Source organism: Siccirubricoccus sp. G192, from assembly GCF_019084075.1.
Lineage (GTDB): Bacteria > Pseudomonadota > Alphaproteobacteria > Acetobacterales > Acetobacteraceae > G192.
On record NZ_JAHREN010000001.1, the window covers coordinates 4,182,175 to 4,207,285 of the forward strand.

19 protein-coding genes and 2 pseudogenes are annotated in these 25,111 nt (G+C 71.1%); 7 read left to right on the plus strand and 14 right to left on the minus strand.

Features of this window, described 5'->3' with window-relative positions; translation table 11 throughout:
* Window positions 1–245: 245 nt before the first annotated feature.
* Window positions 246–971: a sugar phosphate isomerase/epimerase gene (locus KSF81_RS20210; protein WP_254453649.1), complete on the plus strand. Its 726-nt coding sequence runs from the start codon at window positions 246–248 to the stop codon at window positions 969–971.
* Window positions 972–1,013: 42 nt separating this feature from the next.
* Here KSF81_RS20210 and cysN read toward each other — a convergent pair whose 3' ends face one another.
* Together cysN and cysD are read right to left on the minus strand one after the other, a co-directional pair.
* Complete coding sequence (cysN, locus tag KSF81_RS20215; RefSeq protein WP_217380488.1) at window positions 1,014–2,888, minus strand: sulfate adenylyltransferase subunit CysN; 1,875 nt, start codon at window positions 2,886–2,888, stop codon at window positions 1,014–1,016.
* Window positions 2,888–3,808: a sulfate adenylyltransferase subunit CysD gene (cysD, locus tag KSF81_RS20220; protein WP_217380489.1), complete on the minus strand. Its 921-nt coding sequence runs from the start codon at window positions 3,806–3,808 to the stop codon at window positions 2,888–2,890. Before cysD ends, cysN begins: the two co-directional genes overlap by 1 nt.
* A 160-nt stretch (window positions 3,809–3,968) precedes the next feature.
* Between cysD and cysQ the strand changes: the two genes are divergently transcribed.
* Complete coding sequence (cysQ, locus tag KSF81_RS20225) at window positions 3,969–4,787, plus strand: 3'(2'),5'-bisphosphate nucleotidase CysQ (protein WP_217380490.1); 819 nt, start codon at window positions 3,969–3,971, stop codon at window positions 4,785–4,787.
* A 141-nt stretch (window positions 4,788–4,928) separates the two neighbouring features.
* On the opposite strand, the gene KSF81_RS20230 is transcribed toward cysQ, so the two are convergent.
* From KSF81_RS20230 to KSF81_RS20250, 5 genes are all read right to left on the minus strand, one after another.
* A complete protein-coding gene (locus KSF81_RS20230; RefSeq protein WP_217380491.1) occupies window positions 4,929–6,344 on the minus strand; it encodes an amidohydrolase in 1,416 nt (471 codons plus the stop codon).
* A 349-nt stretch (window positions 6,345–6,693) separates the two neighbouring features.
* Window positions 6,694–7,386, minus strand: a complete 693-nt coding sequence (locus tag KSF81_RS20235) for a hypothetical protein (protein WP_217380492.1) — start codon at window positions 7,384–7,386, stop codon at window positions 6,694–6,696.
* Complete coding sequence (locus tag KSF81_RS20240) at window positions 7,386–8,558, minus strand: glycosyltransferase (RefSeq protein ID WP_217380493.1); 1,173 nt, start codon at window positions 8,556–8,558, stop codon at window positions 7,386–7,388. The genes KSF81_RS20235 and KSF81_RS20240 overlap by 1 nt, the downstream gene beginning before the upstream one ends.
* A 10-nt stretch (window positions 8,559–8,568) precedes the next feature.
* On the minus strand, window positions 8,569–9,984 hold the full coding sequence (locus tag KSF81_RS20245; protein ID WP_309139631.1) for a mannose-1-phosphate guanylyltransferase/mannose-6-phosphate isomerase: 1,416 nt from the start codon (window positions 9,982–9,984) through the stop codon (window positions 8,569–8,571).
* Window positions 9,985–10,122: 138 nt separating this feature from the next.
* Entirely contained in the window at window positions 10,123–11,967 is a 1,845-nt protein-coding gene (locus KSF81_RS20250) for a glycosyltransferase (RefSeq protein WP_217380495.1), read from the minus strand.
* Between the two features lie 173 nt (window positions 11,968–12,140).
* On the opposite strand from KSF81_RS20250, the gene KSF81_RS20255 reads away from it, so the two are divergent.
* A complete protein-coding gene (locus KSF81_RS20255) occupies window positions 12,141–13,274 on the plus strand; it encodes a hypothetical protein (protein ID WP_217380496.1) in 1,134 nt (377 codons plus the stop codon).
* Window positions 13,275–13,298: 24 nt separating this feature from the next.
* Here the strand turns inward: KSF81_RS20255 and KSF81_RS20260 are convergent, their stop codons facing one another.
* Window positions 13,299–13,862, minus strand: coding sequence for a response regulator transcription factor (locus KSF81_RS20260; RefSeq protein ID WP_217380497.1), 564 nt, complete (start codon window positions 13,860–13,862; stop codon window positions 13,299–13,301).
* Window positions 13,863–13,883: 21 nt separating this feature from the next.
* On the opposite strand from KSF81_RS20260, the gene KSF81_RS20265 reads away from it, so the two are divergent.
* A complete protein-coding gene (locus tag KSF81_RS20265) occupies window positions 13,884–14,123 on the plus strand; it encodes a hypothetical protein (RefSeq protein ID WP_217380498.1) in 240 nt (79 codons plus the stop codon).
* Between the two features lie 96 nt (window positions 14,124–14,219).
* Here the strand turns inward: KSF81_RS20265 and KSF81_RS30135 are convergent, their stop codons facing one another.
* From KSF81_RS30135 to KSF81_RS30145, 3 genes and pseudogenes are all read right to left on the minus strand, one after another.
* Window positions 14,220–14,624, minus strand: coding sequence for a glycosyltransferase (locus KSF81_RS30135; RefSeq protein ID WP_254453650.1), 405 nt, complete (start codon window positions 14,622–14,624; stop codon window positions 14,220–14,222).
* A 337-nt stretch (window positions 14,625–14,961) separates the two neighbouring features.
* A pseudogene (locus tag KSF81_RS30140) lies at window positions 14,962–15,171 on the minus strand (glycosyl transferase family 1); the annotation flags it as partial.
* 67 nt (window positions 15,172–15,238) lie between these two features.
* Window positions 15,239–15,373 (minus strand): annotated as a pseudogene (locus KSF81_RS30145) (hypothetical protein); the annotation flags it as partial.
* On the opposite strand from KSF81_RS30145, the gene KSF81_RS30150 reads away from it, so the two are divergent.
* Both KSF81_RS30150 and KSF81_RS20275 read left to right on the plus strand, forming a co-directional pair.
* Complete coding sequence (locus tag KSF81_RS30150) at window positions 15,342–15,563, plus strand: hypothetical protein (RefSeq protein WP_254454294.1); 222 nt, start codon at window positions 15,342–15,344, stop codon at window positions 15,561–15,563. The pseudogene KSF81_RS30145 and the gene KSF81_RS30150 overlap by 32 nt on opposite strands.
* 184 nt (window positions 15,564–15,747) lie before the next feature.
* The gene (locus tag KSF81_RS20275) at window positions 15,748–16,011 is read left to right on the plus strand and encodes a hypothetical protein (RefSeq protein ID WP_217380499.1); all 264 of its coding nucleotides are present in this window, start codon (window positions 15,748–15,750) and stop codon (window positions 16,009–16,011) included.
* A 116-nt stretch (window positions 16,012–16,127) separates the two neighbouring features.
* Here KSF81_RS20275 and prfB read toward each other — a convergent pair.
* From prfB to KSF81_RS20290, 3 genes are all read right to left on the minus strand, one after another.
* Window positions 16,128–17,259 (minus strand): peptide chain release factor 2 gene (gene prfB / locus KSF81_RS20280; protein WP_217380500.1). Its coding sequence is split into 2 segments (ribosomal slippage): window positions 16,128–17,189 and window positions 17,191–17,259, totalling 1,131 coding nucleotides; the frame shifts between segments, so codons are not numbered across the junction.
* Between the two features lie 55 nt (window positions 17,260–17,314).
* The gene (locus KSF81_RS20285) at window positions 17,315–19,918 is read right to left on the minus strand and encodes a penicillin-binding protein 1A (RefSeq protein WP_217380501.1); all 2,604 of its coding nucleotides are present in this window, start codon (window positions 19,916–19,918) and stop codon (window positions 17,315–17,317) included.
* A 128-nt stretch (window positions 19,919–20,046) separates the two neighbouring features.
* A complete protein-coding gene (locus KSF81_RS20290) occupies window positions 20,047–21,123 on the minus strand; it encodes an N-acetylmuramoyl-L-alanine amidase (RefSeq protein ID WP_254453651.1) in 1,077 nt (358 codons plus the stop codon).
* Between the two features lie 791 nt (window positions 21,124–21,914).
* Here KSF81_RS20290 and KSF81_RS20295 point away from each other — a divergent pair.
* Entirely contained in the window at window positions 21,915–25,028 is a 3,114-nt protein-coding gene (locus KSF81_RS20295) for a ribonuclease E/G (protein ID WP_254453652.1), read from the plus strand.
* The last annotated feature ends 83 nt before the right edge of the window (window positions 25,029–25,111 follow it).

Genomic DNA, 25,111 nt, shown 5'->3' on the forward strand with positions numbered 1-25,111 from the left:
CCGTCATGCTGCGGCACTCTGGAATCGCGGCAGGACCTGGCCGGCATCGGCACCTTTCCGGGCTGTTCTTGCTCCCTGCCCGGGACGTTGCCACCCGGCTTCGGCGATGTAAACAATCGCGCGGGCCAGGGGAGGAAGGCAATGTCGCTGCTCGACAGGATCGGGGTGGATATCGGCCGCAAGGCGCGGCTGGAGGAGGGCATCGAATGGGCCGCCCGCAACGGGGTGCGCCATATCGATATCCATTGGATACCGGGGCCAATGCCTTCACCCGGTTCGACGATGCGCGCTGCCGGGCCATCCGCGCCGCCTGCGAGGGGCATGGCATCCATCTCGGCCTGCACACCCTCTCCGCGGTCAATGTCGCGGAATATTCACCGCTGCTGTCAGAGGCGGTGGATGCCTATCTCCGCGCCTATATCGAGATCGCACCCCGGCTCGGCGCCGAATGGATCGTGGTGCATGCCGGCTACCATTTCACCGCCGATGTCGAAATGCGGATGCAGGCCGGCCTCGAAAGGCTGCAGCGGATGGTGGAGCATGCCGAGAAGCACGGCGCGCGGCTGCTGCTGGAAAACCTGAACAAGGAGCCCGAGAAGGCGGAAGTCCACTACCTGGCGCATACGGTCGAGGAGTGGCGCCATTACTACGAGCGGATCGACTCACCCGCCTTCGCGCTCTCCTTCACCGCCAATCACGCGCATCTGATGCCCGATGGGGTCGAGGGCTTCATCGAGGCCATTCCGCTGGAGCGCGTCATGGAGGTCCGCCTCGCCGATTGCTGGCGGAATGGCCATGAGGAGCATCTCCGCCCCGGCGAGGGCGATTTCGACTTCGGCGACATGTTCCGCCGGCTGGAGGCGAAGGGCTTCCGGGGCCACTACATGAACGCCTTCGGCTCCCTGGAGGACATGCAGGCGGCCCGGCACTGGATGGTGGAGCGGGCGCGCCAGGCCGGCGTTGCCGTGTAGCGCCGGCGGCCGGATGGCGCATGCCACCCGGCCGCCGGTCTCTCACGCGGAGTGGCCGCGCTCGCGGAGTTGCCGCAGCAGGTCCTGCGCCAGCGCCTCGGGCGAGGTGCCGACCGTGGTCAGGGTGATCTCCGGCGCCGTCGGCGGCTCATAGGGGCTGTCGATGCCGGTGAAATTCGGGATCGCGCCCGATTTCGCCTTGGCATAGAGGCCCTTGGGGTCGCGGCGGATGCATTCCTCGATCGGCGTGTCGATGAAGATCTCCAGGAACTCGCCCTGCTCCACCAGTTCCCGCACCATCTGCCGCTCCGCCCGGAAGGGCGAGATGAAGGAGCAGAGCACGATCACCCCCGCATCGACGAAGAGCTTCGCCACCTCGCCGATGCGACGGATATTCTCGACGCGGTCGGTATCGGTGAAGCCGAGGTCGTTGTTCAGCCCGTGCCGCACGTTGTCGCCATCGAGGATATAGGTCAGGCGGCCGGCGCGGTTCAGCTCCAGCTCCACCAGCTTGGCGATGGTGGACTTGCCGGAACCCGAAAGACCGGTGAACCACAGCACCGCCGGCTTCTGCCCGGTGAGCGCCGCCCGCGCCTGCTTGTCCACGAGGTTGCTCTCGTGGTGGATATTGGTGGCGCGGCGCAGTGGGAAGGCGATCATGCCCGCGGCGGCGGTGCGGTTGGTGAAGCGGTCGACCAGGATGAAGGCGCCGGTGCTCCGGTTTTCTTCATAAGGGTCGAAGGGCACCGGCTTGGCGGTGGAGAGGTTGCAGAAGGCGATGCCGTTCAGCTCGATGCTGCGGGCCGCCTGGTGCTCCAGCGTGTTCACGTCGATCCGGTGCTTGATGCTCGTCACCGAGCAGGGCGTCCAGAGATTGCCGATCCGCATGAGGTACTGCCGGCCCGGCAGCATCGCCTCCTCATCCATCCAGAGGATATGCGCGGCGAATTGGTCGGCCACCGCCGGGCGCTGGCTGGGCGGGCAGAGCAGGTCGCCGCGGGCGATGTCGATCTCATCGGCCAGGGTCAGCGTCACCGCATCGCCGGCACCGGCGCCCGGCAGGTCGCCATCCGCGGTGACGATGCGCGCCACCCGGCTGGTCTTGCCGGAGGCCGCCACCACCACCTGGTCGCCAACGGCGATGCGGCCGGAGCCGATGGTGCCGGAAAAGCCGCGGAAGTCGAGGTTCGGGCGGTTCACCCACTGGACCGAGAAGCGGAAGGGCCGGTCCACCGCCTCCGCCTCGGCATCCACCGTCTCCAGGTAATTTACCAGCGTCGTGCCGCGATACCACGGCATGTTGCCGGAACGCGTGGTGACGTTGTCGCCGTAGCGCGCCGAGATCGGCACCGGCACGATGGAATGGAAGCCGAGCGAGGTGGCGAAGGTCAGGTAGTCGCCGACGATGCGGTCGAAGACATCCTGGCTGAAGCCCACCAGGTCGATCTTGTTCACCGCCACCACGATGTTGCGGATGCCGAGCAGCGAGCAGATGAAGCTGTGCCGCTTGGTCTGGGTCAGCACGCCCTTGCGCGCATCGATCAGGATGATGGCGAGGTCGGAATTGGAGGCGCCCGTCGCCATATTGCGGGTGTACTGCTCATGACCCGGCGTATCGGCCACGATGAAGCTGCGGCGCGGCGTGTTGAAGAAGCGGTAGGCGACATCGATGGTGATGCCCTGCTGCCGCTCCGCCTCCAGCCCGTCCACCAGCAGCGCGAGGTCGATCTCCTCGCCCGTGGTGCCGTGCTTGCGGCTGTCCTTCTCCAGCGAGGAGAGCTGGTCCTCCATGATGAGCTGGCTGTCATAGAGCAGCCGGCCGATCAGCGTGGACTTGCCGTCGTCCACGGAGCCGCAGGTGAGGAAGCGCAGCAGGCCGCGGGTCGCCTGGTCGGCGGCATAGGCGTTGGTGTCCATCAGAAATAGCCCTCGCGCTTCTTCTTCTCCATCGAGGCGTCCTCGTCGGTGTCGATCAGCCGACCCTGGCGCTCGGAGGTGCGGGCGCCGCGCATCTCGGCGATGATCTCCTCCAGCGTCTCCGCCCGGCTCTCCACCGCGCCCGAGAGCGGGTAGCAGCCGAGCGTGCGGAAGCGCACCCAGCGCATCTCCGGCACCTCGCCGGGATTGAGCGGGTATCGCTCGTCATCGACCATGATCCAGGTGCCGCTGCGCTTCACCACCGGGCGCTGCTTGGCGAAATAGAGCGGCACCACCGGCAGGCGCTCCGCCAGCACGTAATCCCAGACGTCGAATTCGGTCCAGTTCGACAGCGGGAAGACGCGGATGCTCTCCTCCTGCCGGATGCGGGTGTTGTAGAGGCTCCAGAGTTCCGGCCGCTGGTTGCGCGGGTCCCAGGCGTGGCCGGCGCCGCGGAAGGAGAAGATGCGCTCCTTGGCGCGGCTCTTCTCCTCGTCGCGCCGGGCGCCGCCGAAGGCCGCGTCGAAGCCGAATTTGTCGAGCGCCTGCTTCAGCCCCTCGGTCTTCATCACCTGGGTATGCAGGGCGGAGCCGGAGGCCACCGGGCTGATGCCGCGCTCCACGCCTTCCTGGTTGATGTGGACGACGAGGTCGAGCCCCTTCTCCCGCGCCATCCAGTCGCGGAAGGCGATCATCTCCCGGAATTTCCAGGTCGTATCCACATGCAGCAGGGGAAAGGGCAGCTTGCCCGGGTGGAAGGCCTTGAGGGCGAGATGCAGCATCACGCCCGAATCCTTGCCGATCGAGTAGAGCATCACAGGATTGCGGAAGGAGGCCGCGACTTCCCGGATGATGGCGATGGACTCGGCTTCCAGTCGCCTCAGATGCGGCGAAAGTTGCGCGGCTGTTACGGTCGACATACTCGGCTCTCCGGATCGGACACGGAATGGCACTACAGCCATGGGTGGAAAATAGCTTATGATGATACCACCGGCCAGCGACTTCCTCGACTTACAGGTTTTTTTCTTTGGGGATGCTCAAGTGCTGCGCGCCGACGGAACAGGGATGAAGGTTTTCAGCATGATTGAATCCTGGGCATCCGATCCTGCCGCCTTGGTGCCCGTCGCCTGGCGGCTGGCGGATATCGCCATCGCCGCGGGCGGCAGCATCATGAATGTATACGAAGCGCCGGGCGAGATTGATCTGAAGGCCGATGGCAGTCCCTTGACCGCCGCCGACCTGGCCTCGGAAGCCGTCATCGCTGCCCGCCTCGCGGCGGAATTCCCCGGCCTGCCGGTGATCTCGGAGGAAGCGGCCATCGCCACCTCCGGGCTCGGGGCGCGGGGCGAGACCTTCCTGCTGGTCGACCCGCTGGACGGCACCAAGGAATTCGTCAGCCGCAGCGGCGAATTCACGGTCAATATCGCGGTCATCGCCGGCGGCCGCCCGGTCGCCGGCGTGGTCTATGCCCCGGCGCTGGCCAAGCTCTGGCTCGGCGTCCTGGGCGCCGAGGCGGCGCTGGTGCAGGCCGATGTCGCCGCCGGCCGGGTCGGCGAGGCCACCCGGCAGCCGATCCGGGTCCGGCCGCGCCCGGCCGGGGGGCTGACCGCGGTGGCCAGCCGCTCGCATCTCGATGCCGAGACGGCGGCCTTCCTGGCCGGGCTGCCGGTGGCCGGGCGCAACTCCATCGGCTCCTCGCTGAAATTCTGCCTGGTGGCGGAGGGGCTGGCGGATGTCTATCCGCGCTTCGGCCCGACCATGGAATGGGACACCGCCGCCGGCCAGGCGGTGCTGGAGGCCGCCGGCGGCCGGGTCCTGACGCCCGAGGAAAAGCCGCTCCGCTACGGCAAGGCCGCGGCGGGCTACAGGAACGGCGCCTTCATCGCCTGGGGTGGCTAGACCACAGCCTTCGTAGAGGCAACTCAATGCCGGCGACGGCCCCACGTTTGGGCAGGCCTAAGGTGGCGCTGGCCAAGGCCATGAGCTCAGGAAGCTCTCGCCGCCATCCGCCGCGGGGGCCTTGGTCTGCCTCCCCGTGGCCTAAGCGGACCCGCTGCCGGTGTAGTCGGCGACCAGATGCAGCATCGCCCGCAGGCCCACAAGAAGCGCTGCCTCGTCAACCTTGAACAGCGGCGAGTGGTTGGGCGCAGCCGTCGCCGGGTCTACGCCTGCCGGGGTGACGCCGATGTTGAAGAACAGACCCGGTACCACCCGCGAAAAATAGGAGAAATCCTCGAGCGCCATGCCTCGGCTGCTCGGCACCAGCTTGCCCGGCCCTGCGATGCGCGCCAGGGTCGGGGCCATCCGTCCGGCCAAGGCCGGGTCATTCGCATTGGACGGGATCCCGGCCGGCGACCAGACCACCTCGGCGGTGGCGTTCATGCTGGCGGCAACGCCCTCGGCGATCTCCTTGACCCGGCGCTGCGCCATGATGCGGGCGGCATCGTCGAAGGCTCGCAGCGTGCCGGTCAGCTCCGCCCGGTTAGGGATGATGTTGCTTCGGTTGCCGGCGCGGAAGCTGCCGACCGAGATCACTACCGGAGACCTTACGACATTGACCTCGCGCGACGCGATGGTCTGCAGCGCAGTGACGATTTGCGCACCGACGACAATGGGGTCGACGCCCGACCACGGAAAGGCTGCATGCGTCTGGCGGCCCTGCACCGCGATGCGGAATTCGTCGCCACTCGCGTTCGTGGTGCCGACCGTATAGGTGATCTCGCCTAGCCTGCGGAACGGCACCATGTGCAGCGCCATCACCGCATCGGGGCGTGGGTTTTCGAAGGCGCCTTCGTCCAGCATCCGGCGGGCGCCGCCGACCTCGAAATTCGGCAGGCCTTCCTCGGCCGGCTGGAATAGCAGCTTCACCGTCCCGCGCAATTCCGCCCGGTGCGCCGCCAGGACCTCCGCCACAGCCAACAGGATCGCGGTATGACAGTCGTGGCCGCAGGCGTGCATCACCCCGGTCTCCTCGCCGGCCCATATAGTGCGGACGCGAGAGGCGAAGGGCAGCCCGGCAGGCTCGGTGACCGGCAGCGCGTCCATGTCGGCCCGCAGCGCCAGCACCGGGCCATCGCCACCATCGCCGCGCAACGTGCCGACCACCCCAGTCACCGCCACCTGCTCCCTGACGTCGTAGCCGAGGCGCCGCAAATGCGTGGCGACCAGCGCTGCGGTGCGGACTTCCTGGTTGCCGAGTTCCGGGCTTTGATGGATGTCGCGGCGCCAAGCGATCATCCGCGCCTCGATCGCCGCCGCCGCGACATCGAGCCGGCCATGCAGCGGCCGCACCGCACCCGATGCGATCTGGGCACCAGCGGCAACAGGCGCCAGCACGCCTGCGGCACAGCACGCGCATACCGCGGCGAGCAGCCCTCGCCGAGACAGCGCTGGCGCGATCGCTTCTGCCCGGAGGCACGACCAGGGCGCGGCGGCAACGCGGATCAGTCGCAGCATGATCGGACCCTCCGGTGGTGCATAGCCTTGCGCACCACGCCGCTCGCGGCGGAGCACGAAGCCCCACACCTTAGGCACAAAACCGAGGGGCACCGAACAATTCCGCAGTTGCGGGGGGAAAGCCGGATCGGAGGGCAAGACCTCCCGCCGATGACCTGAAGGCCGAGCGACCCAGGCCGCATCAAATGAAGTGCTTTTTTCTCCGCGGCGCCTGACCACGCCCCTGCCGCTCCAGCCTCCGGGAGCGACTCAAGGCGGCCCCAACGACCAACACCAGTAGAACGCCAGCTCTCATAAGGGCAGGCAACGCCGCGCCGTCATCTTCGATTGGATCAGGCGCCAACAGGCCCTACCCCCCCGCACCGGGAAGGCGGCTGGCCGCCGCCAGCACGAGGCTGAATTCCGAGAGCAGGTCGATGCCGGCGCGCCTTGCCCGCGCCGCATCCTCGGAAGCACCGATCTCCCGCAGGAAGCCGCCGAGCGTGAGCTCGCCGGCCTCGATGCGCCTGGCATAATGCTCCCAACCGTCCGGGTCGGGCGGGCGCTTCAGCAGCCAGACATAGGCATAGGCCACCGCGGCGCGGACCCCGTGGCGCTCCAGGAAGGCTGGCGGGAAGACCCGGTCAAGGTCGATCGGGCCATCCTGCAGCCGCAGGATACTGTTCACCGAGAAGCGCCTCGCCTCTGGCCGGTCCTCCGCGACCAGCCCAGTGAGCGGCCGGGCCGGGCCGAGCCGCAGCCCCTCCGGCAGCAGCCGGACCTCCGCCCAATGGATGGCGCCGTCGAAACCCGCGGCCGGCACCGCCAGCCGGAAGCCGCATTCCGCCCGCGGCCCGGCGCCGAGGTCCGGGCGCGGCAACCCCGCCTCCGCCTGCGCCACCGGCCTGCCGTCGATCCGCAATTGCACGATGCAACGCCGCTCCGGCTCCGCGACATCGAAGACCCAGCCGCAGGCCAGCCTGCCGCCCTCGATCCCCTCGAAGGCGCCGAGCAGCGACCGGCTCCCCGGCACCCGCGGCAGGGAGCGCGAAGCGGCCTGCATCAGCGCCGCCCCGCTGCGAGCATCAGCGTCTCCGCCAGGATGGTGCGCAGCATGCCCGACCAGGGGAATCCCGCCGCGCGGTCAAGGCAGGCCTGGCGCAGGCCCGGCGCATCCCCCGCCTGCGCCGCCTCCAGGCGATGGATCGCGGCGAGCAGGCTCCCGGCGCTGTCCGGCTGGAAGGGGTGGCCGGCCGCGCCCGCCACCTCCGGCATGCTGGAGGAGGCGGAATGCACCACCGGCACGCCGAGACTGAAGCTTTCCAGGATCGGCAGCCCGAAGCCCTCGAAGAGCGAGGGATAGAGGGTGAAGCGGGCATTCCTGAGCAGGCAATATTTACGGAACTCGCTGACGAAGCCGGCATGGCTGAAGCCCGCCGGCATGGCGCCGAGATGGCGCCGCACCGCCGCCTCGAAATCGAAGAGCCAGCCCGCCTTGCCGAGGAATACCCAGCGGTAGCGCTCCAGCAGGGCGCGGTCCTGCGCCAGGGCGCGGAAGACGATCTCGAGGTTCTTGCGCGGCTCGATGGTGCCGAGGATCACGGCATAGGGCTCGAAATCCAGCCCGCCGAACAGCGCCTCCGCAGCCGGCGCGAAATGCTCCGGCCAGCGCACCCCGTTGTGGCTGACCGCGACCCGTGCCGCGCTCTCCGGGCAGAGCCGCCGCAGATAGGCGGCAGTGGCCTCCGAGACGCAGAAATTCAGGTCGTTGCTGGCGATATCGGCCAGCAGGCTGGCGCCATGCAGGTCATTGGTGGCGGCCAAGTGGAAATAGGGCGTAGCCAGCGTCGAGAAGTCGTGCAGCACCTGCAATTCGAGGTCGAAGAGCCGGTGGAAGGGCTTCTCGGCCGGAAACAGCCCGACCGAGCGCGGTGCCGCCGCCACTGCCGCCAGCAGGGACCCCGCCACGGTCTCCCCGAGCTGGTGGTGGTAGCCGAAGAAGCTGCCGCCATTCGTCTCCAGCAGGAAACGCAGGAATTCCGGGCGGATGATGCTCTCGCCCAGGAAGAACTGGCAGGGCAGCCCCGCCGCCAGCACCTCCCGCGCCAGGTTGGCGGCGACATTCGGGATGCCGGTGAATTCCGGCTCGCGCAGCGTGCCGATATCGAAGAACAAGCTGTGCCCGGCCGCGAATTCGCGCGCCAGGCCGGCGAGATCCCCTGCCGCGGCCTGCATCCCGCCAGTCTCAGACGCGGCCGTAGGTATCCTCGATGCGGACGATGTCGTCCTCGCCGAGATAGGCGCCGGACTGCACCTCGATCAGGGTCAGCGGGATCATGCCCGGGTTCTCCAGCCGGTGGACGCAGCCGAGCGGCAGATAGACGCTCTCATTCTCGCGCAGCAGGATGCTCTCGGCGTCACGCTGGATCATCGCCGTGCCATTCACCACCACCCAATGCTCGGCGCGGTGGAAATGCTTCTGCAGCGAGAGCTTCTGGCCGGGGCGCACGCTGATCTTCTTCACCTGGAAGCGCTCGCCCTGGATCAGCCCCTCGTAATGGCCCCAGGGGCGATAGATGCGGCGATGCTCGGTGGCCTCGCGGCGGCCGGCGGCGCGCAGCCGGTCGACCAGCAGCTTCACGTCCTGGGCGCGCTCGCGCGGCATCACCAGCACCGCATCCTCGGTGGTCACCACCACCGTATCCTTCAGCCCCACCACGCCGGTCAGCACGCCCTCGGAGCGGACATAGCAGCCCTCGCTCTCCAGGATCTCCACCGGGCCCACCGCGACATTGCCGCCGGCATCCTTGGCACCGACATCCCAGAGCGCGGCCCAGGAGCCGAGATCGGACCAGCCGATCGAAGCCGGCACCACCGCGGCGCGATCGGTCCGCTCCATCACCGCATAGTCGATCGAGATCGCCGGCGCGCGCCGGAACTCGGCAGCGCCAAGGCGGACGAAGTCGAGGTCGCGGCTCGCCCCTGCCATGGCCGCCTCGACCGCCCGCAGCAGCTCCGGGGCGTAGCGTTCCAGCTCCTCGATCAGGGTCGCGGCGGTGGCGACGAACATGCCGCTGTTCCAGAGGTGCCGCCCATCGGCCAGGAAGCGCGCCGCGGTCGCCGCATCCGGCTTCTCGACGAAACGCGCCACCGCCTGCACGCCGGGCAGGCCGGGCAGGACCTCGCCCCCCTCAATGTAGCCATACCCTGTCTCCGGCGCGGTCGGCCGCATGCCGAAGGTGACGATCCGCCCGGCCCGCGCCGCCACCACCGCCTGGGCCAAGGCCGCATGCAGCGCCGGCACATCGGCGATGGCGGCATCGGCGGCCATCAGCCAGAGCACCGAAGCCGGGTCTTCCTCGCGCAGCAGCAGGGCGGCGGCGGCGATGGCCGGGGCGCTGTTGCGGCCCAGCGGCTCCAGCAGGATGCGGGCGCCGGCGACCCGCGCCTCGCGCAACTGCTCGGCCACCATGAAGCGATGCGCCTCGTTGCAGACCACGACCGGCGGGCCGAAGCCGGGGCCGGCGGCCCGCGCCACGGTTTCCTGCAACATGGTCCGCTCGGAGACCAGCGGCCAGAATTGCTTCGGGTAGCCCTCGCGGGACAGCGGCCACAATCGGGTTCCCGTGCCGCCGGAAAGGATCACCGGAACAACTGTCACGCGCCTGTCCTCATTGTACCAGTCTTCATAGCGCTGGCCGATTACACCAAATGCCGAGGGGCGAGAACCCGGGGCGCCTTGCATCTCCGGCCCGATTCAGACCTCCGGGCCATGCGGCCCTGCGGTCATCGGGCCGCGTCACCCCAGGTCCAGCGCGCGGCCAAGCCGCCGGGCCAGGCGCTGGCGGGAGAAGCGGAGGCCGGTGCGTGGCCGCTCCACCCGCTGCCGGAAGCCCAGCGCCGCCCGCATCTGCCGCACCGCGCCGCGCGGGTCGGGCTCGGCCCAGACCTGGCCGCCGCCCAGCACGTAGTCCCGGTCGGTCAATGGCACCAGGCGGCAGGGCACGCCGAAATAGCCGGGCTCGGCGCGCATATCGGCATTGCCGGACCAGTCCGTCACCACCACCGGCCGGCCGAGCAGCAGGGTCTTGGCGATGTTGCGCCCGAACCCCTCGGAGCGGTGCAGCGAAACCAGGGCATCCGCCCGGCGCAGCAGCGCCTCCACCATCGCATTCGGCCAGGCGCCGTCCACCCAGACCACATCCGGCACGCCGCGCAGCAGGGCGCGCAGCCGCCGCGCCGCATCCCGCGCCCGCCGGCCGCGGGTGGTCTTCAGCACCAGGGTCGCATTCGGCACCTGGCGCCGCAGCGCCGCGAAGGCCCGCACCACCGCCTCCGGATTCTTGCGCGCCAGGTAGGAGGAGAAGTCGAAGACGCAGACGAAGACCCGCCGCCCTGCCGGCAGCGCCAGGCGCCGCCGCAGCATCAGCGCGCTGGCCGGCGCCGGCCGGCCGATGACCTCGACCGAGGAGGTCACCGCCAGCGCCCGCCCCGCCCCGGAGGCCACGAAAGCCTGCCGCGCGAAATCGGAGGGCGACAGGATGGTGTCGAACATCCGCGCCGCCGCCTGCCAGCCCGGCGGCAGGCCCGGCAATTCCCAGGGCGCGAAGAGATCGACCCGGCGGAACGAGGCGAAGCGCGGCCAGTGGCGCAGCGCCCAGAAGGTGGCCTCGAACAGCGTGTCGCAGAAGAAGGCGCGGTCGCCCCCCGGCACCTCCACCGCGCGGTGGCGCAGCAGGGCGAGCTTGTCGGGGTCGGTCTCGATCCAGCGGGCCGGCTTGGTGCCGGCCACCTCGTAATCGCAGCCAAGCGCATCCAGGGCGCGGCAGGCGCTGAAGCAGTCGTCCGAGATGCCGAGCACCTGCTTCCAGGGCCCGATCACGCTCAGCAGGCCGGGACGCGGAGGGTCGCGGTCCGGCTCGGCCAAGCGGATGCCGTATTCCGCCACGGCACAGGCGCGGAACCAGTCGCGCAGCCGCTCGGGCCGGTCCGCCAGGGCGCGGAGGTCCGGCCGGAAGCGCATCACCGCGCGGAGGAAGACCGGCGGGTCCTTTGGCGTGCCGGCCAGCAGCAGCCGGCGATCGGCGGGCGGCAGCAGGTGCCAGAGGCCCTGCTCGGTCAGGCCGAAGACCACCACCCAGTCGAAGACCGCGGCCAGGCTGGCATCCACCAGCCCGAGCATGTCCGGTCGCCGCAGCCGGATCGCGAAGAGCAGCAGCCGGAACAGCCGCGACAGCGGCACCGCGCCGGGCCCTGGCGCATCCAGCGCCGCCAGGTTGGCGAGATCCCGCCGGCGCAATTCGGCGAGCGCCGGCAGCGCGGCGGCCGCCAGAGTGCCGGCGGCGAAGGTGATGCCGATGCGCTGCGCCAGCGCCTCCGGCCCCTCCCCCAAGCCTTCGAAGCGGTGCCGCCCCCAGCGGGTCAGGGCGGCGTTGAACCCCGCCACCACTCCTGCCTTCCCCGCGCCCCCGGCACCGAACCCGTCGAGGCGGCCGGCGAGGAAGCCCGGGAAACGATGCGCGATGCGGTCGATATCGGCGATTCCGAAGCCGCCGCCCCCCGGCGCCTGGCGCGGGAAACGCGCGGCGGCGAGGGCGATCTCCAGGAGATCCTCGGCGGGCATGCTGGCGGTGCGTTCGGACAAGACTTCCCCGCAATCTCCTGGCCCGCGATATCCTGGCGGGCCACCCCAATCTAGCCGATCATCGGGCCGCCGTGACCCCCCTTTACGCGCGAGTCACAAGCCGGCATTGGCACCTACAAGGCGAAACCCTATGCTGCCGCTCGCCACGGCGCAGCCGCCCGAGGGATCATCTGATGTCCGCTGCCCCGGCCGCTCCGCCCGGCTTCCTGCCCCATGAGTCCCTCACTGGCCTCCGCAGGCTGGTCCTGGCCGGGCATCCGGACCCGGCGGGCCGCATGCAGGCCGGCGGCAGCACCATGTTCCGGCCGAAGGACCTCCTGCTGGAACTGGCGCGGGCCTGGATCGCCGCGGCGGATGGGCCGGAGACGGTGCTCGCCAACCCGCATTTCCTGCCGATGGCCGAATGGTCCGCCGATCTCGGGGTGCTGCATGGCGCGGCGCTGGAGCTTGCCTGCCCGGTGCCGCAAGCGCGCAACCTGCTGCTGCTGGATGGCGAGGACCTGCTCGGCCTGGCCGAGGAGGATCGGCTGGGCAACCCGAACGGGCTGCGTCGGCAGCGCCTCCGGCTGATGGACCAGGTCTTCGTGCTCGGCCCAGCCACGGCCGCCGCCACGGCCACCGCCCCTGGCGCCGTGCCGCTCCGGGCGCTGCCGCCCATGCCCGGGCTGGCGGCGGCGGAGCCGCGGCCGGTGCCATGCTGCGACTGCGCCTTCGAGACCGGCCCCTATAATTTCCTGGGGCTGCGGCGTCAGCCGGAACTCGGCGCCAGCCCGATGCGGGCGCTGCTGGAGCGCGCGCGGCGGGAGTCCGGGCGCTACCTGGTCGCCTTCGCCACGCCCCGCGGCCTGTTGGAACTCGGCCCCGTGCTGCGGGCCATCGCGGCGCTGCCTGGCGGGCCGGCGCTGGTGGTCTGCTTCTTCGGCACGCCGGGGGATCTGGCGGCCGGCATCGCGGCGCAGCCCGAGGCGAGCCTCTTCGGCGACCGCTTCGCCTGCCCCCGCATCCGCTTCCTCTTCGGCCCCTTCGCCGCCGCGGATCTGCTGGAGGCGGTGGCCGGCGCCGCCGCGAGCATCGAGTCCTGCCATGGCGGGGTACTGGAGGCGCTGGCGCGGGCCCTCGGCGTGCCGAACCGGCTGGTGATGGGCCCGGACGGCGGCTTCGATGCCTGGCAAGACGGTGCGGCCCTGGCGGAGGGCATCGCCTGGCAGACGCTGCATGCGCCGGAAATCCTGGCCCGCCGGCACCGGAAGGGCAACCGGGCGGCGGAGCGGCGCCTGCTGGCGGTGCTGGCGGGAATCGCGGCGTGACCGGCGGCGGCGCGGCATCCCGGGTCAGGCGACGCGACGGCCGCTTTCGCTGAAGCCGGCGAACATGTAGCCGGCGCCCCGCACCGTCTTGATGCTGTATTGCTGCTTCGGGCCGAGCTTGCGGCGCAGCCGCAGCACCAGGTTGTCCACGGTCCGGTCCTCGGCCCGGAAGGGGCGGCGGAAGACGCCCAGCGCGATGTCGTCGCGCGTCAAGGCCCGGCCCTGTGCATCGACCAGCAGGCGCATGAGGTCGAATTCGGCCGTGGTCAGCAGGCATTCGGAGCCGTCCGGGCGCAGCAATTGCCGGCGCAGCGGCACCAGGCGCCAGCCATTCACGGCCACCGCCGGCACCGCCTCCACCACCCCCCATTCGGCCCGGCGCAGCACCGCGCGAATCCGGGCGAGCAGGGCGCGCAGCGGCACCGCGCGGTCGATCAGGTCGTCCGCCCCGGCTTCCAGCACGACGATCTCGCTGACATCATCCGCCTTGCCGGAGAGCAGCACGCAGGGCACCAGGGAAACCTCCCGGATCCGGCGCAGCACCTGCAAGGCATTCCCCATCCCGCCACCATCGCCAAGGACCACCATGCGTGGCGGCCGGCTCGGCAGATGATCGAGCAGGAGGCTGGCCTCGCCATGCAATTCGGCGGTGAAGCCATGCTCCCCGAAGAAGCCGACGAGCTGCCGGCCGAAAACCGTATCCGGTTCAACAATGCCGAGCCCGAGCTGCGTCATATGACCCTCTCGACAAATGCGGCGGGAGAAGGAACCCCGCGATCCCAGGAGATCAACGGAACGTTTCGTTACCGCGGCGCCTTATTGCATAGCCGCAATCCAGATAGCGCCTGAAAACCTGGACCCTGGTCCCTGTACAAACCGTTATCTTGGTCAGATAAAATCAACCTCGGGTTGTTGTCTACAATAAACTTCCGGCCCCGGTCGGAATCAGCCCGGCACCGCCGCCCGATGCTCCGGCATCCGCCCGGCCGCGACGGCATCAACCAGGGCCAATTGCTGCGGCAGGCAGACGGAACGGAGGTCGTAACGGCGCACCACCGTCTCCCGCGCCGCGGCCCGCAGCGGGGCCATGGCGGCAGGCGTCTCCAGCGCCCGCACCACCGTTCCGGCCAGTTCCTCGGAGGAGAAGAAATCCACCAGCAGGCCGTTGCGGCCGTGCTCGATCACCTCCTGCACCGGTGCGGTGGCGGAGCCGATGACCAGGCACTCGCAAGCCATGGCTTCCAGCATCGACCAGGACAGGACGAAGGGATAGGTGAGGTAGACATGCGCCGAGGACAGGCTGAGCAGGTTCAGCAGCGCGGCATGCGGCACCTTGCCGGTGAAATGCATGCGGCTCCGGTCCACCCGGTCGCCCAATTCGGCCAGCAGGAGTTCCCGCCAGGTGCCCCCCCGCCGGCGGGTTCGATCCGTAATGCGGCTCGTCGCCGCCCACCATCACCACCTGCGCCTGCGGCCGCCTGGCCAGGATTTCCGGCAGGCTCCGCATGAAGATATGGAAGCCGCGATAGGGCTCCAGCCCGCGGGCGATGAAGGTGACGACCTCGTCGCCGGCCCGCAGCACCCGGCCGTCCGGCAGGGTGAAGGTGGCGCCCTTGCGGCGGCGGATGGCGCTGGTGTCCACCCCCTCATGCACCACGGACATCCGCTGCTGCGCCCAGTCCGGGAAGCGGCTGGCCTGCCAGCGGGTGGGCGTATGGCCCCAATCCGCGGCTTCCAGCGCCAGCAGGTGGTTCGCATTCAGGGTGCGGACCCGGCAGGCATCGTCGAGCGGAACCTCGCCGGGCGGGTCGAAGCCGACATCGCCGCCGGAGGAGCGGTAGTAGTATTCGTAGTAGTACAGCAGCTTGGCCGCGGGCCAGGCATCCCGGAGGAACATCCCCTCCCCCCCAGCCCGGATGGCAGCAGACCAGGTCCGGGGTGAAGCCGCGCTCCTTCAGGGCCAGCGCCGCGCGGATCACGTGCTGGCCGCGATAGACGGCGGTCTCGAAGCGCCGGACGTAGCGGTGGATCTCCTTGCCCCCCCGGCGGCGGCGGCTTGTAGCGGAGATGCTGCACGCCTTGCAGCGCCTCCCCGGCATTCTCGCCCAGCGCGATCACCTGCACGCCACGCCGTTGCGCCAGCGCCGGCGCGACATGGCGGTATTGCGCCGGGAAATTCTGATGAACGAACAATACCCGCATCGACCGACCGGCTCCGCTTCAGCAATTCGGACGCCGCACGTCCGGGTGCGGCACTTCCGCATGCCGCATTGCATTATAATAAGGTAATTGCATACCGAAAACTTACGCCTTCTGGTTGCATTCCACCTTGATGGCCGCAATGGAACGGCCCTTCGGCGCAGGTTGTTCCAGCATGGCATCAGGTCGCCGGCCGAGGGACTGACGCAAGCCGGTGCACACATTCGCGCGCGGCAGGCAACGCGGAGCGGTCCGCGGCACTTTCCCTGCTGCAATGCAGCCAGCTTATGACCGCACCGACTGGTCCGTCCTGTCCACCCTGCTGCGCCTCGCGCAACGCGAAGGCTGGCGGGTGGAATTCGCCGATGACCGCATCATGGTGTCGAGCCGCCACGCCGTCGCCGGCGTGATCGTGCTGCCGGCAACCCTCATGCGCCATGCCAGGGCCACCGGCTGGCAGGCGGCCCGGCTGCCGGGCGGCTTCACGCTGCGGCACCCGGCGGTCCGCCAGCGAATCAGCCTGCAACTGGAAGCCTAGAGCGTGATCGCTTGAGGTGCTCGCGCCGAAAAGCGTGAATCACGCGATCAAACAAAGGCCTGGAGCATGATGCGTGAACGAAGGTGAACGCATCATGCTCTAGCGAGGCAGCGGCGCTACCGCGCCGAGGCGCTGGCCTCGGACCTGGTGGCGCCGACCCGGGCGGCGAGCGCCGCGGCCATGAATTCGTCGATCTCGCCATCCAGCACCGCCGCCGGATTGCCCTTCTCCACCCCGGTGCGGAGGTCCTTCACCATCTGGTAGGGTTGCAGGACATAGCTGCGGATCTGGTGGCCCCAGCCGATATCGGTCTTCCCCGCCTCGGTCGCCGCATTCACCGCCTCGCGCTTTGTGAGTTCCAGCTCATAGAGCCGCGCCTTCAGCATGTTCATGGCGATGGCGCGGTTCTTGTGCTGGCTGCGGTCCTGCGTGCTGGCGGCGACGATCCCGGTGGGGATATGGGTGAAGCGCACCCCGGATTCCGTCTTGTTCACATGCTGCCCGCCGGCGCCCGAGGCCCGGAAGGTATCGGTGCGGAGATCGGCCGGGTTGATCTCGATCTCGATCCTGTCGTCCACCACCGGATAGACATAGACGCTGGCGAAGCTGGTCTGCCGCCGTGCCGCCGCGTCGAAGGGGCTGATGCGGACCAGGCGGTGCACCCCGCTCTCGGTCTTCAGCCAGCCATAGGCATTGGGGCCGCTCACCTGGATGGTGGCGGATTTGATCCCGGCCTGCTCGCCGGCGCTTTCCTCGGTGAGCGTCACCTTGTAGCCGCGCGCCTCGGCCCAGCGCTGGTACATCCGCAGCAGCATCTCGGCCCAGTCCTGCGCCTCGGTGCCGCCGGCCCCGGCATTCACCTCGACATAGGCGTCATTGGCATCGGCCTCGCCCGAGAGCAGGCTCTCGATCTCGCGGCGCTTGGCCTCGGCGGCGAGGGCGTGCAGGTCCGCCACGGCGGCATCGGCGGTGGCGGCATCGCCCTCCGCCTCGGCAAGCTCGACCAGTTCCACGGCATCGGCCACGGCCTGTTCGAGCTTGCGGACACCCTCGACCTGGTCGGCCAGGCGGTTCCGCTCGCGCATAATCTTCCCGGCGGCCTCGGCATCCGACCACAGGGTCGGGTCCTCGGCCCGGGCATTCAGCTCATCGAGTTTCCGGACGGCGGCATCCCAGTCAAAGATGCCTCCTCAGCAGGGCCACCGAATCGGTGATCTGCTCGTGCAAGCTTTCTGCATCTGCGCGCATGCCGGGCGGATAGGCCATGCCGGGCCGGATGGCAAGCACCCGTCCCGGCGCCCGGTCAGTAGAGCCCGCCCAGCCCGCTATCCAGCCCGGTGGCGGTGGCCGGCGCATGGTCGCCCGGGGCATGCGCCGAATTCTCCGTGCCGGGCTGGAAGGCCTCCATGATCGTCGCCCCGCCCTCGGTCGTCATCCGCACCAGGGCGACGCCGGGGGGCGCACGGAAGGGCACCGGCGGGCTGCCGCGCAGCGCCGCCTCCAGCACGTCGTGGAAGATCGGCGCGGCGTTCTGCCCCCCGGTCTCGCCATTGCCCAGGGACCGCGGCTCGTCATAGCCAAGCCAGACGGCGATGACGATATCGGGGGTGAAGCCCACGAACCAGTTGTCCACATAGTCGTTGGTGGTGCCCGTCTTGCCCGCCACCGGCCGGTTCAGCCCCTGCCCGGCGCGGGTGCCGGTGCCCCGCTGCACCACGCCCTGCAGGATATTGACCATCTGGTAGGCGGCGATCGGATCGGTGATCTGCCGCCGCTCATCGGTGAGTTCCGGCGGCTCGGCGCCCGGCCCGCGGGCCGGGGCAGCGGCACCGCAGCCGGTGCAGCCGCGCTGGTCGCTGCGCCAGATCACCCGGCCGCGCTGGTCCTGCACGCTGTCGATCAGGGTCGGCACCACCTGCCGCCCGCCGCTGACGAAACCGGCATAGCCGGCCGCCATCCGCAGCACCGTGGTCTCGCCGGAGCCGAGCGACATCGCCAGGTAGCGCGGCATGTTCGGGATCACCCCGAACCGCGCCGCCGCATCCGAGACACGGTCCATCCCGATCTGCTGCGCCACCCGCACCGTCACCAGGTTGAGCGACTTCTCGAGCGCGGTGCGGATGCTGACATAGCCGTGGCCGCCGCCGCTGTAATTGGTCGGCCGCCAGATGCCCTGCGGCGTGGCGATCTCGATCGGCCCGTCCAGGAAACGCTGGTTCGGCGGAATGCCCGCCTCCAGCGCCGGCAGGTAGACGAAGGGCTTGAAGGCGGAACCCGGCTGCCGCAGCGCCTGGGTCGCGCGGTTGAACTGGCTCTTGTCGAAGGACCAGCCGCCGGCCATGGCCAGTACCCGGCCGGTGCCGGGGTCGAGCGCCACGACCGCCCCCTCGACCTGCGGGATCTGCCGCAGCGCCAGGCGTTCCGGCGGCGCCGCCCGGCCGGGCTGGCCCCCGGACTGGCCCCCGGACTGGGCAGCCGCCACCGTCTCCACCATCACCACGTCGCCGGGGGCCAGCACATCCTGCATGCGGCGGGGCGCGGCGCCGAGCCGGCCCTCCCCCAGCACCCGCCGGGCCCAGCCCAGGTTCTCCAGATGCAGCGTGCCGGTGCGCGGCTGGCTGGCGCCGCGCGGGTCCGGCCGTTCCACCCAGCCGAGCCGCGCCTCGCGGTCCCGCACCTCCAGCGCCACCGCCAGGCGCCATTCCGGCAGCGCGCCGCCCGGCCGCTGCACCGCCTCCAGTTGCGGCATCCATTCGGTGCGGCCCGCGGTGATCTGCGCCACCGGGCCGCGCCAGCCGCCGCGCCGGCGGTCGAAGGCCATCAGGCCATGCCGCAGCACCGTCTCGGTCGCCGCCTGCAGGGCGGGGTCGAGGCTGGTGCGCACCACGAGGCCGCCCTGCACGGTCTGGTCCTGGCCGAAGCGGCTGATGAGTTCGCGCCGCACCTCCTCGGTGAAGTGCTGGCCGACCTGCACCACCTCCGGCCGCCGCGTCGGGCGGGGGATGATGGGCTCGGCCTTGGCCGCCTGCGCCTCCTCCGGGCTGATCGCGGCATCCTCGGCCATGCGGTCCAGCACCCAGTCGCGGCGCGACCGGGCGGCCTCGGGGTAGCGGACGGGATTGTAATTGTTGGGCGCCTTGGGCAGGGCGCCGAGGAAGGCCATCTCGCCCACCGTCAGCTCATCCAGGCCCTTGTTGAAATAGGCCTGGGCCGCCGCGGCCACGCCATAGGCCTGGGCGCCGAGGAAGATCTCGTTCAGGTAGATCTCCAGGATGCGCTCCTTCGGCAGCGCCTCCTCGATGCGGACCGCCAGGATCGCCTCCCGCAGCTTGCGGGTCATGGTGCGGTCGGCGCCCACCAGCATGTTCTTGGCGACCTGCTGGGTGATGGTGGAGGCACCGCCCAGCCGCCGCCCGGTCCCGTATTGCTCGATATTCGTCACCACGGCGCGCAGGATGCCGATCGGGTCGACGCCGTGGTGTTCCCAGAAGCGCTGGTCCTCGGCGCTGACGAAGGCCTGGGCCAGGCGCGGCGGGATCGCTTCGATCGGCACGAAGACCCGGCGCTCGGCGGCGAGTTCCGCCAGCAGGCGCGAGTCGGCGGCATAGATGCGCGACATCTGCGGCGGCTGGTAGTCGGCCAGCCAGCGGTAGTCCGGCAGGTCGGCGGCGACATGGCGATAGAGGCCATAGCCCGCCACCGCGGCGCCGAGCAGCCCCACCAGGCCGAGCACGAAGAAGAAGCGCGCCAGCCGGAAGATCACGCCACGCCGTCGCCGGGCCGGGCGCTGCCGGGGCGGCGGGCCATCGGCGGCCGCGGGGTGGCGGGGCGCAGGCGGGGCCAGGGGCGCATCGGCGCGGAGGTCGGGGGCGTGCCGATCGGGGGCACGGAGGTCGGGGGCGGACATGATGGATCCCAATACAGCGCCGCAGGAAGCCCGGCGAATGAACCCGGCGCGTGCCGATGCGCGTCATATGGGTCGGAGGTCGCCCCTGGCCATCGGGGAGCGATGCCTTGGCCTGGCCTGCCGGGGCGTCAGCCCATCCGGGCCACCGCCCCGGCCTGCGCGCCGAGGAAGCCATGCACCGCCTCGGCCAGCGCCGTCGCAATCCTGGCGCGATGCGCCGGGCGGTTCAGCGCCGCCTCGTCCTGCGGATTCGACAGGAAGCCCATCTCGACCAGCGCCGCCGGCACGTCGGGCGCCTTCAGCACCACGAAGCCGGCGCGGCGATGGGTATTCGGCAGCAGCGGCACCTCCCCCTGCAAGGAGGCGACGGCGAGCCGCGCCAGGCGGTCGGACCCGACCCGGGTCTCCTGCCGGATCAGGCTGAGCAGGATGCGGCCGACCTCGGGCGGCACGCTGGGCAGGCGCAGCCCGCCGGCCCGGTCGGCCAGGTTCTCCCGCCGCGCCAGCGCCGCCGACATCGCGTCGGAGGCGGTCTCGGACAGGGTATAGACGCTGGCGCCGCGGGCGCCGGGCGCCGAATCGGCATGCAGCGAGAGGAACAGCGCCGCCTGCCGTCGCCGCGCGAGGTCGATCCGGTCGCCGAGCGGGATGAAGACGTCGCGCCCGCGGGTCAGCGCCACGCGGCAGCGCCCGCCCGCCTCCAGCCGCCGCTTCAGCTCCAGCGCCGCGGCCAGGGTGATGCGCTTTTCCAGCGTGCCGCGCGCGCCGATGGTGCCCGGGTCGCGGCCGCCATGGCCGGCATCCAGGACCACCAGCGGCAGCGCGGCGGGCGGCGGCGGCGCGGCGGCGAGCAGCCGGCCATCCGCCATCCGGGCGAAGCCGGCCACCGGCCCGGCCGCAAGCTCGATGGTGAGCTGGCCTGCCCGCGCGGTGACGCGGGGCGCCGCGACCGGCCCGGCCAGCAGGAGCACCAATTGCAGCGAGGCGCCGCTGCCCTGGCGCCGCGCCTCGGCGATCAGCCCGGCGCCCCGGAGCCGCGCCGGCCCGGACCAGGCCTGGCCCGGCAGGTCCAGCACCAGCCGCGGCGGGTCGCCCAGCGCGGTCAGGCGCCAAGCGATGCCGCGGCCGAGCGGCAGGACCAGCCGGGTGCGGCCGCGCGCCACGGTGATCCGCGGCGCCGCGGCCTCGGCCGGCGCGGGCAGCATCCAGCCGGCCAGGGCCGCCCCCGTCAGCCCGAGAAGCTGGCGCCGGCCAAGCCCGTCGCATGGGCCGATTCCCGTCCGTGATCCCCTCGGCCGTGGTCCCCCCGGCCGCATCCATCCTGGCCATTGCGGCGACGCCCCCCCCAGCGGTGCCGTTATCCTGCAAGCCGGGGCTGTATCATGCCCGGCGGTGACTTGCCACGCGGCCCTGAGATTCCACCTGAGGCGCCACGGCGGCGCCCGGGCCTGCGGCCTTGTGGAACCCACCCCCCCTTGCGTATGGTGCATTGCCCCGGCGGCGCCCGCTGCCGGTGGAGGATCAAGGCGCGGTGATTCCGGGACGGCCAAGGGGCCGCCGGCAGGATCCGTGATGGTGCCTGGCATGGGATCGATCTGGCTGCACCAGCCTGGGTCGGAACCGCGATTCGCCGGGCCGCCATCCGAGGCATCGCCCGGGCCGCCTTCCTCCGCTCCCGCGGGACCGGTCGCGCCACGCACCCTCAGCGGCCCGCTGCCGCTCCCGGTTCCCGTGCGGCCGACGCCGCCCCGCCCGCGCCACGCTGCGGGCGACGTGCCTTGCGCATGGGGCGTGAACCCTGGGGCGACGTCCCGGGCCGCCCGCGCCCGCCAATCCTGGCGCGCTGGCAGCCCGCGCGGCGGCCGCCCCGCCGAGAGAGGACGGACCGCCGCCGCATGCCCATCGCCGCGCCGCGTTTCCGCATTGTCTCGGGCCACGTCACCCCGATCCGCCGCAGGCCTGCCAAAGCGCGCCGCGGCGCGGAGCACCAGCTTCGATGACCAAACGCATGCTGATCGACGCATCCCACGCGGAGGAAACCCGCGTGGTGGTGCTGGACGGCAACCGGCTAGAGGAATTCGACCTTGAAGCCGCCACCAGACGTCCGCTGAAGGGGAATATCTACCTCGCCAAGGTGGTGCGGGTGGAACCCAGCCTCCAGGCGGCCTTCGTGGAATACGGGGGCAACCGCCACGGCTTCCTCGCCTTCAGCGAGATCCACCCGGACTACTACCAGATCCCGGTGGCCGACCGGCAGCGCCTGCTGGAGATGCAGGAGGCCGAGGCGCGCGAGGAGCAGGCGCAGCGGGACCGGGAGGACGAGGAGCCGCCCGAATCGCCCATGGATCGCGCCGCCCACTGGGGCGGCGACGAGGCGGATTCCTGGCAGCGCCGGTCCGAGATGGCGCCGCTGGCCATGCAGGCCGAGAGCCACCACGCCGAGGAGAGCCCCGGCGACGAGGCGGCCGAGGCCACGGACGACGCGGCCGAGGCCACGGACGACGCGGCCGGGGCCGCCGGGCCGTCAGCCCAGGAGGCCGCCGAACCGGCCGCCGAGGGTGCCGCGCTTGCGGAGCATGACACGGCCCCGCCCATGGAGCAGGACGCGGCTCCGCAGGCCGAGCAGGATTCGGCTCCGCAGGCCGAGGATGACGCGGCCCCGGCAGCCCCGGGCATGGGCGACCAGCCCGACCTCGCGGCGCCCCTGCCGAATGGCCACAACGCCGGGGGCTTCGCCTCTCACGGGGAGGAATCCGAGGAGGCGCCGCCGCCCGAGACCATCGGCGGCGAAGGCCCGGAAGACTCGAACGGCGAGCGCCGCTCGACGCCCCGCTTCATGCGCCACTACAAGATCCAGGAGGTCATCAAGCGCCGCCAGATCATGCTGGTGCAGGTGGTCAAGGAGGAGCGCGGCACCAAGGGCGCGGCGCTCACCACCTATGTCTCGCTGGCCGGCCGCTTCTCCGTGCTGATGCCGAACTCGCCGCGCGGCGGCGGCGTCTCCCGCAAAATCACCTCCACCACCGACCGCCGCCGCCTGCGGGAGGTGATCGACGAGTTGAACCTGCCCGGCGGCATGTCGCTGATCGTCCGCACCGCCGGCGCGCAGCGGCCGAAGCCCGAGATCCGGCGGGACTGCGAATACCTGCTGCGGCTCTGGGACAATATCCGCGAAAGGACGCTGGCTTCCACCGCGCCGGCGCTGATCTACGAGGAAGCCGACCTCATCAAGCGCTCGATCCGCGACGTCTATGCCCGCGACGTCGAGGAGATCCTGGTGGATGGCGAGGAGGCCTACCGGGAGGCGCGCGAGTTCATGCGCATGCTGATGCCGCAGCATGCCAGGAAGATCCACCTGAACCGCGATGGCGGGCTCTTCGCGCGCCATTCCGTGGAAGCGCAGCTCGATGCGATGCACAGCCCGACGGTGCAACTGCGCTCCGGCGGCTATATCGTCATCAACCAGACCGAGGCGCTGGTCGCGATCGACGTGAATTCCGGCCGCTCGACGCGCGAGCGGCATATCGAGGACACCGCGCTCCGCACCAATCTCGAAGCGGCGGACGAGATCGCGCGGCAGTTGCGGCTCCGCGACCTCGCCGGCCTCATCGTCATCGACTTCATCGACATGGAGTCGAACCGCAACGACGCCATGGTCGAGCGCCGGATGAAGGAGGCGCTGCGCTTCGACCGCGCCCGCATCCAGGTGGGCCGCATCAGCCATTTCGGCCTGCTGGAAATGAGCCGGCAGCGGCTGCGCCCCTCGCTCACCGAGACCACCTTCGTCACCTGCCAGCATTGCCAGGGCCGCGGCCAGGTCCGCAGCATCGAGAGCGGCGCGCTGGCCGTGCTGCGCGCCATCGAGGAGGAGGGCGCCAAGCGCCGCTCCGCCGAGATCGCGGTGCATGTGGCGACCTCCATCGCGCTCTACCTGCTGAACCGCAAGCGCGACCGCCTGGCGCAGATCGAGGCGCGCTTCGGCATGGCCGTGGTCTTCGAGCCGGACGACACCCTGCTGCCGCCGGCGCTCAGGCTGGAACGGGTGCGCGCCGCCGAGCCCGGCCAGCGCATGGGCGAGACCATGCCGGCCGCGCTCCGCATGGATTACGCGCCGGAACCAGAGGCGCCGGAGCCCGAGGAGGAGGCGGAGGCCGAGGAGGCCGAGGCCGAGGCCGCTCCCGCCGAGGCCAGGGCGCCCGAGGCGGAGGACAAGGCCGCCAATGGCGCCCACCGCAAGCGCCGCCGTCGCCGCCGCCGCACCGGCGGCCGTTCCGAGACGGATGCGCCGCAGGAGGGCGAGGGCGAATTCGAGGACGACGAGACGGAAGCCGAGGCCCAGCCCGCCGCGGACACCGCCGTCACCGCCGCGACCGAAGGCGATGCGGCCGAAGCCGCCCCGGCACCCGCCGCCGAGCCGGCCGATGCGGCCGAGACGGAGGCCGAGGCCCAGGCCAGGCGCCGCCGCCGCCGTGGCCGCCGCGGCGGCCGTGCCGCCACCGCCCCGCACTCCGAAAATGGTGAGGCCGGGCCGGAGGCCCCGCACGCGGCCGAATCGCCGCCGCGCTACACCGGCCCGACGCCGGCCGACCCCTTCGCCGGCCATGTGGACGACATCCTCGCCGCCATGGAAGCGGCCGAGGTTGCCGCCGAGGCCGCGGTGACCCGCCGCAGCCGCCCGGCCGCCCAGGTGGCGCCGGCCATGCCCGAGGCGCCGGCGGCCGAACCTTCGCCGGAGTTGGTGGGCGAGGCTGCGCCCGCCGCGGCAGAACCCGCCGCGCCGGTGGAGCCGGTCGCCGCGCCGGAGCCGGCCGCCGCTGCCCCGGCCGAGCCGGTCCTCAGCCCGGACCCGGCCCCCACCGCGGCAGCGGAACCGGCCGCTGCCGCGGCACCGGAGCCCGTTGCCGCCAGCCCCGCCCCGGAGCCGGCAGCCCCGGAGCCGGAACCGGCGGCACCCGCGGCGGAACCGACCGAGCCCGAAGCGGCGCCCATCGCCGCGGAACCGGTGGCGCAGCAGCCCGCCGAGCCGGTCCTGGGCCCGGTGATCCAGCCCACGTTGATCGATGCGGTGGATGAGGCGGCGCCGCGGCGGCGCGGCTGGTGGAAGCGCTGAAGCGGCACGCCTGACCAAGCCTGGACCACGGCCGCGAAGGCCGTGGTCCAGTGCCTGCCCCGCCGCTTTCACCCGCGGGATTC

Bases quoted from the DNA above. Each gene is read 5' to 3' on its own strand.
- cysN (WP_217380488.1), bottom strand. From the start codon at position 2,888: ATGGACACCAACGCCTATGCCGCCGACCAGGCGACCCGCGGCCTGCTG.
- cysD (WP_217380489.1), bottom strand. From the start codon at position 3,808: ATGTCGACCGTAACAGCCGCGCAACTTTCGCCGCATCTGAGGCGACTG.
- cysQ (WP_217380490.1), top strand. From the start codon at position 3,969: ATGATTGAATCCTGGGCATCCGATCCTGCCGCCTTGGTGCCCGTCGCC.
- KSF81_RS20230 (WP_217380491.1), bottom strand. From the start codon at position 6,344: ATGCTGCGACTGATCCGCGTTGCCGCCGCGCCCTGGTCGTGCCTCCGG.
- KSF81_RS20235 (WP_217380492.1), bottom strand. From the start codon at position 7,386: ATGCAGGCCGCTTCGCGCTCCCTGCCGCGGGTGCCGGGGAGCCGGTCG.
- KSF81_RS20240 (WP_217380493.1), bottom strand. From the start codon at position 8,558: ATGCAGGCCGCGGCAGGGGATCTCGCCGGCCTGGCGCGCGAATTCGCG.
- KSF81_RS20255 (WP_217380496.1), top strand. From the start codon at position 12,141: ATGTCCGCTGCCCCGGCCGCTCCGCCCGGCTTCCTGCCCCATGAGTCC.
- KSF81_RS20260 (WP_217380497.1), bottom strand. From the start codon at position 13,862: ATGGTGGTCCTTGGCGATGGTGGCGGGATGGGGAATGCCTTGCAGGTG.
- KSF81_RS20265 (WP_217380498.1), top strand. From the start codon at position 13,884: ATGATCGAGCAGGAGGCTGGCCTCGCCATGCAATTCGGCGGTGAAGCC.
- KSF81_RS30135 (WP_254453650.1), bottom strand. From the start codon at position 14,624: ATGCATTTCACCGGCAAGGTGCCGCATGCCGCGCTGCTGAACCTGCTC.
- KSF81_RS30150 (WP_254454294.1), top strand. From the start codon at position 15,342: ATGCTGCACGCCTTGCAGCGCCTCCCCGGCATTCTCGCCCAGCGCGAT.
- KSF81_RS20275 (WP_217380499.1), top strand. From the start codon at position 15,748: ATGCAGCCAGCTTATGACCGCACCGACTGGTCCGTCCTGTCCACCCTG.
- KSF81_RS20285 (WP_217380501.1), bottom strand. From the start codon at position 19,918: ATGTCCGCCCCCGACCTCCGTGCCCCCGATCGGCACGCCCCCGACCTC.
- KSF81_RS20290 (WP_254453651.1), bottom strand. From the start codon at position 21,123: ATGCTGCCCGCGCCGGCCGAGGCCGCGGCGCCGCGGATCACCGTGGCG.
- KSF81_RS20295 (WP_254453652.1), top strand. From the start codon at position 21,915: ATGACCAAACGCATGCTGATCGACGCATCCCACGCGGAGGAAACCCGC.